The organism is Polaromonas sp. P3_C2 (assembly GCF_056402675.1).
The window spans coordinates 1-4,683 of sequence record NZ_JBFUGX010000332.1; the positions used below are offsets into that span (position 1 = coordinate 1).

Consider the following 4,683-nt stretch of genomic DNA (forward strand, 5'->3'; position numbering starts at 1 on the left):
TCCAGCAGGTCTACGGCATCGTGCTTTTTCGGAGGTGCTTTGCTCATGGGGATCCTCTTTGGGGTTAATGGTCAGTCTGTTTGTGGGTTGAAATTCAATGCGGCCAGCAAAGCCAGCCGCCAAGCCAATTTAGGCCGACGCTCGCGCGAGATTTGTGGGAAACCCGGGAGCGCTTGTGTAGGAATACAGGAACCTGTCGGAGTCGGGCAAAAACCGTGGCGGCCTTGCTGCAGAGGCCCGGGAATTCGCCCAAACCGGCGTGCCGCACTCCGGCAAGCGGGTAATATGGACGGTTACACCATCCGACCAGCTCAGGCCTTGAAGTGCAGGAAAAAATGACGCCGACCATGCCGCACAATTCCACTCCACACCCTCACCTTCCGCCCGCGTATCGCATGTATCCGCTTGCCCTGCTGCTTCCGCTGGCATTGCTGGCCGCCTGCACTTCGGTACCGCTTCCGCCATGGACGCCACCCTCCACACAGACTTCTGCGCCCTCACCAGCCCCAGCGCCCGCCGCGCAACGTCCTGCGCCTGCGGCCGCTGTAGTCCAGACCTCGCCCGTGGCGCCCCCGACAGCAACGGGCGGCCAACCAGCACCTTATAGCGACGCGGTTGCCGCGCGCTTTCCAGCGCCCTCCGTTGTTTACAACACGCCTGGACTGCAAGCCGGCCGCACCACGTTCACCACGCAGGCCGAAATCCAGGCATGGCTGCGCGAACAGGCCGCCGCAGCTTCCCGCACGCCCGGGGTCAGGGCTGCCGTGCTGCCCATAGGCCGGTCACAGCGCGGTGAAACACTTGAAGCACTGGTCCTGACCCGCGCCGGTGGCACGGACCCCACGGTAATGCAGTCAGCAGGCAAGCCCACGGTGCTCCTGGTAGGCCAGCAGCATGGCGACGAGCCTGCCGGCAGCGAGGCGCTGCTGGTCATCGCCCGGGAGCTTGCACAAGGCTTGCTGCAGCCCGCGCTGGACCGCATCAATGTAGTGATTGTTCCGCGCGCCAATCCTGATGGTGCAGCGAATGAGCAACGTGCGACCACAGGCGGGCTGGACATGAACCGCGACCACATGCTGCTCAACACGCCGGAAGCCCAGGCGCTTGCCAGGCTCGCCCGTGATTACCACCCCACTGTGGTGGTCGACGCCCATGAGTACACGGTCGTGGGCCGCTTCCTGCAGAAGTTCGGCAGCGTGCAGAAGTTCGACGCGTTGTTCCAGTACGCCACCACTGCCAACCTGCCCGAGTTTTTGACCAAGGCCGCGGAGGAGTGGTACCGGCGCCCTCTGCTAACTGCCCTCAAGGGCCAAAACCTCACCACGGAGTGGTACTACACCACCTCAAGCGACCTGGCCGACAAAAAAATCTCGATGGGCGGCACCCAACCCGACACCAGCCGAAATGTTTACGGACTGAAAAACGCCATCAGCCTGCTGATCGAAACACGCGGAGTTGGCATTGGCCGCCTGCATATCCAGCGGCGCGTCCACACCCACGTGACAGCCATCACCAGTGCGCTGGCGAGCACCGCCCAGCGCGCGAACGAGCTGCAACAGCTGCGGCCCTACCTCGACAAGGAAGTCGGCGCCAAAGCCTGCAAGGAGGAAGCCGTCGTGGAGGCCGCGCCTACTTCCGCACAGTACGACTTGCTCATGCTCGACCCCGTGACAGGGGCCGACAAGACAGTGTCCGTGGACTGGGATTCTGCCCTCGCGTTGCGCAGCCTTAAAGCTCGCGCACGCCCCTGCGGCTATTGGCTGTCGGCGTCCTCCACCGTGGCCGTCGACCGGCTGCGGCTGCACGGTGTCCAGGTGCAGCGCGTTGCCGAACAGGGTTCCATGCTCGGCGACAGCTATCGGGAAACGTCCAGCACCTCGGGTGAACGCCAGGACGTGCGCGGCACCATCGCCGACGGCAAAGCCGTTCTCAAGGTCCAGGTCAGCCTGACACGCGGCGTGGTGGACGTGCCTCGCGGCAGCTACTATGTGCCTCTGAATCAACCGCTTGGCAACCTAGTGTTTGCTGCACTGGAGCCCGACACCCAGAGCAGCTACTTCGCCAACCAGCTCCTGCAGGGCCTGCAAAGCACCGTGCGTGTGATGGCTGAGCCGACCATCAAGCTTGAGGACTTGTAGCCCCCACGGTCGCTCACTTCGTGTAGCTTCCTGCCCCCCGAGGGGGCCGCTGCGCCTGCGGTCTGGCAAAGCCAGTCCCGCGGCCCCTGCTTGAAGCAGAAATTCCATACCTATCAACGGCCCTTGACGTCTGTGTCTGACAGGAAGAGGATGTGATTGCTGACCGGAAATTTACAGTTTCCGCGCCTTAATGATTCGTTGAACCAACGCAATGCATGAAAGGACTCGCCATGAAGAACTTCGAACTGACCAAAAAAATGCTCAGTATGGGTGGTGTGTTTTATCCCACCGGCTACGCGTTCATCATGTTCCCGAATCTTGAAGACGCCAGGCACGTGGCCCATGAACTGGAAATGGCCAGCAACGGCATCATGCTGCTGACACCGGAAGACATCCTCGAAGACATCGGCAAGGCGGATGGCCATTCGGACGTGAACCTGCCGCGTGTAGGCACCGAGGGCGCGACGGTCCACAAGTACGTGGACCTCGCGAGGGAAGGCCACCACGCGCTGATGATTCCGGTGCCGTCCAAGGACGCCACGGAGCGCATCATGGAAGTCGTGCGCACGGTGCCTTTTTCCTATGCACAGAAGTACCACAGCCTGGCGATCGAGGACCTGGAGTAACGCCTGTCCCGCAGGTGCCCAAGGACAATCGGGGCAGGTTGAAAGCCAGCCCGGGTTTAAGGCACACTGCGCCTCATGCCCCAGTCCAGTCACACTCCAGACCTGCCCACTACGACGCCCCGCGCCCGCCAGCTCATTGAACAGCTGCGGCTGCAGCCGCATCCGGAAGGCGGCTGGTACTGCGAAGTGTTTCGCTCCACACAACAAGTGGCGCCGCAAGACGGAAGACCGGCTCGCAATGCCCTGACCTCGATTTACTTTTTGCTTGACGCCACACAGCACTCACGCTGGCACTGCGTTCTTTCCGACGAGGTGTGGGTACATCTGGAGGGCGCACCGCTCGATCTCTGGACATGGAACGCGGCGGACAACCGCCTGCGCGGCACGGCACTGGGCCCCGTCAGCACGACAACCACCCCTCAACACATTGTGGCTGCCGGCCTGTGGCAGGCGGCCAGGCCGCGGGCGAATGCGGTAGCGGGCTACACCCTCGTGGCCTGCATGGTGGGTCCGGGCTTTGATTTTTCTGATTTCCGGATGATGGAGCCGGGCGGCAACGAAGCCCGGAAAATCGCCGCCGACCATCCACAGCTGGCGCCATTGATCTAGCGCTCAACAAGTTCAAGAACCTCGAGGATTTCCCATGATTGACCTGCACTACTGGCCCACACCCAACGGCTGGAAGATTTCCATCATGCTGGAAGAATGCGGCCTGCCTTACCAGCTGATCCCGGTGAACATCGGCAAGGGTGAGCAGTTCACGCCGGAATTTCTCGCGATCAGCCCCAACAACCGCATGCCGGCCATCGTTGATAACGCACCCGCCGGCGGCGGCACGCCTCTGGCGGTATTTGAAAGCGGCGCCATCCTCATGTACCTGGCCGAAAAGACTGGCCGCTTTCTGCCTGCCGCGACCGAACTTCGCGAGCGCTACCAGGCTATGCAGTGGCTGATGTGGCAGATGGGTGGGCTCGGTCCCATGGCGGGGCAAAACGGGCATTTTCTTTTGTATGCGCCGGACAAAATCCCCTATGCGATCGAGCGCTACAGCAAGGAAGTGGACCGCCTTTACGGCGTGCTCGATGCGCAACTGGCACGAACCGGTGCGCATGTGGCGGGTGCTGCTTACTCCATCGCCGACATGGCCATCTTTCCCTGGGTGCGTACACACAAGGCTCAGCAGGTTGACTTGCAAAAATTTCCCCATGTACAACGCTGGTACGACGCCCTGTTTGAAAGGCCTGCCGTCAAACGCGGGCTGAACCTGGGCAAGGAACTGCGCGCACCGGCGCTGACCGATGAGGCGCGCAAGGCCCTGTTTGGCCAGACAGCGCAAAGCGTACGGGACGGCGCGCACAAGGTTTCCTGACCCCCTTTTCCTTCCTCAAAAACCGGGATACCCATGATTGAATTCTTCTTCGACTGCTCCAGCCCCTGGACCTACATCGCTTTTCGCAACATCCAGCCGCTGGCAGCCGAGTTAGGGGAAGCCATTCGCTGGCGGCCGGTGCTGGTAGGAGGCATCTTCAACAGCGTCAACAAAGGCATTTATGCCGCGCGGGAAGACATGAATTCACCGAAGAACCGCTATACGCTCAAGGACGTGCAGGACAACGCACGCCAAGCGGGCCTGAAGATTGCATTTCCACCCAAGGTATTTCCGGTCAACAGTGTCAAGGCCATGCGCGGCTGCCTGTGGATTGCACAGGATGCCACGGCCGAGCCGCACTACCTTGAATTTATCGAAGCCACCTTCGCAGCCTATTTCACACGTGAAGAAGATATCTCGCAGGATGACGTGCTGGCCGCGATTTGCCGGCAAGTTGGCATTGATCCCGCAGCGTTTCTGGCTGGCATCGCAAGGCCCGACATCAAGGATCAACTCAAAAGCAACACCGACGAAGCGATCCGGCGCGGTG

The 4,683-nt window shown here is 61.4% G+C and carries 5 protein-coding genes; all 5 read left to right on the forward strand.

The genetic code is table 11. The features are described from left to right. Positions 1-335 precede the first annotated feature (335 nt). Positions 336-2,138, forward strand: coding sequence for a M14 family metallopeptidase (locus tag AC1DWI_RS14260; RefSeq protein ID WP_477669114.1), 1,803 nt, complete (start codon positions 336-338; stop codon positions 2,136-2,138). A gap of 230 nt (positions 2,139-2,368) precedes the next feature. After that, positions 2,369-2,764, forward strand: a complete 396-nt coding sequence (locus tag AC1DWI_RS14265) for an RNA-binding protein (RefSeq protein WP_477646486.1) — start codon at positions 2,369-2,371, stop codon at positions 2,762-2,764. Positions 2,765-2,839: 75 nt separating this feature from the next. Then, complete coding sequence (locus AC1DWI_RS14270; RefSeq protein WP_477669113.1) at positions 2,840-3,373, forward strand: cupin domain-containing protein; 534 nt, start codon at positions 2,840-2,842, stop codon at positions 3,371-3,373. A 34-nt stretch (positions 3,374-3,407) separates the two neighbouring features. Continuing rightward, positions 3,408-4,133, forward strand: coding sequence for a glutathione binding-like protein (locus tag AC1DWI_RS14275; protein ID WP_477669112.1), 726 nt, complete (start codon positions 3,408-3,410; stop codon positions 4,131-4,133). A 33-nt stretch (positions 4,134-4,166) separates the two neighbouring features. Beyond that, positions 4,167-4,683, forward strand: a 517-nt coding sequence (locus tag AC1DWI_RS14280) for a DsbA family protein (RefSeq protein WP_477725063.1), incomplete at its 3' end; no start/stop codon positions are given.

Coding starts and splice junctions, on each gene's coding strand:
- AC1DWI_RS14260 (WP_477669114.1), top strand. CDS start 336: ATGACGCCGACCATGCCGCACAATTCCACTCCACACCCTCACCTTCCG.
- AC1DWI_RS14265 (WP_477646486.1), top strand. CDS start 2,369: ATGAAGAACTTCGAACTGACCAAAAAAATGCTCAGTATGGGTGGTGTG.
- AC1DWI_RS14270 (WP_477669113.1), top strand. CDS start 2,840: ATGCCCCAGTCCAGTCACACTCCAGACCTGCCCACTACGACGCCCCGC.
- AC1DWI_RS14275 (WP_477669112.1), top strand. CDS start 3,408: ATGATTGACCTGCACTACTGGCCCACACCCAACGGCTGGAAGATTTCC.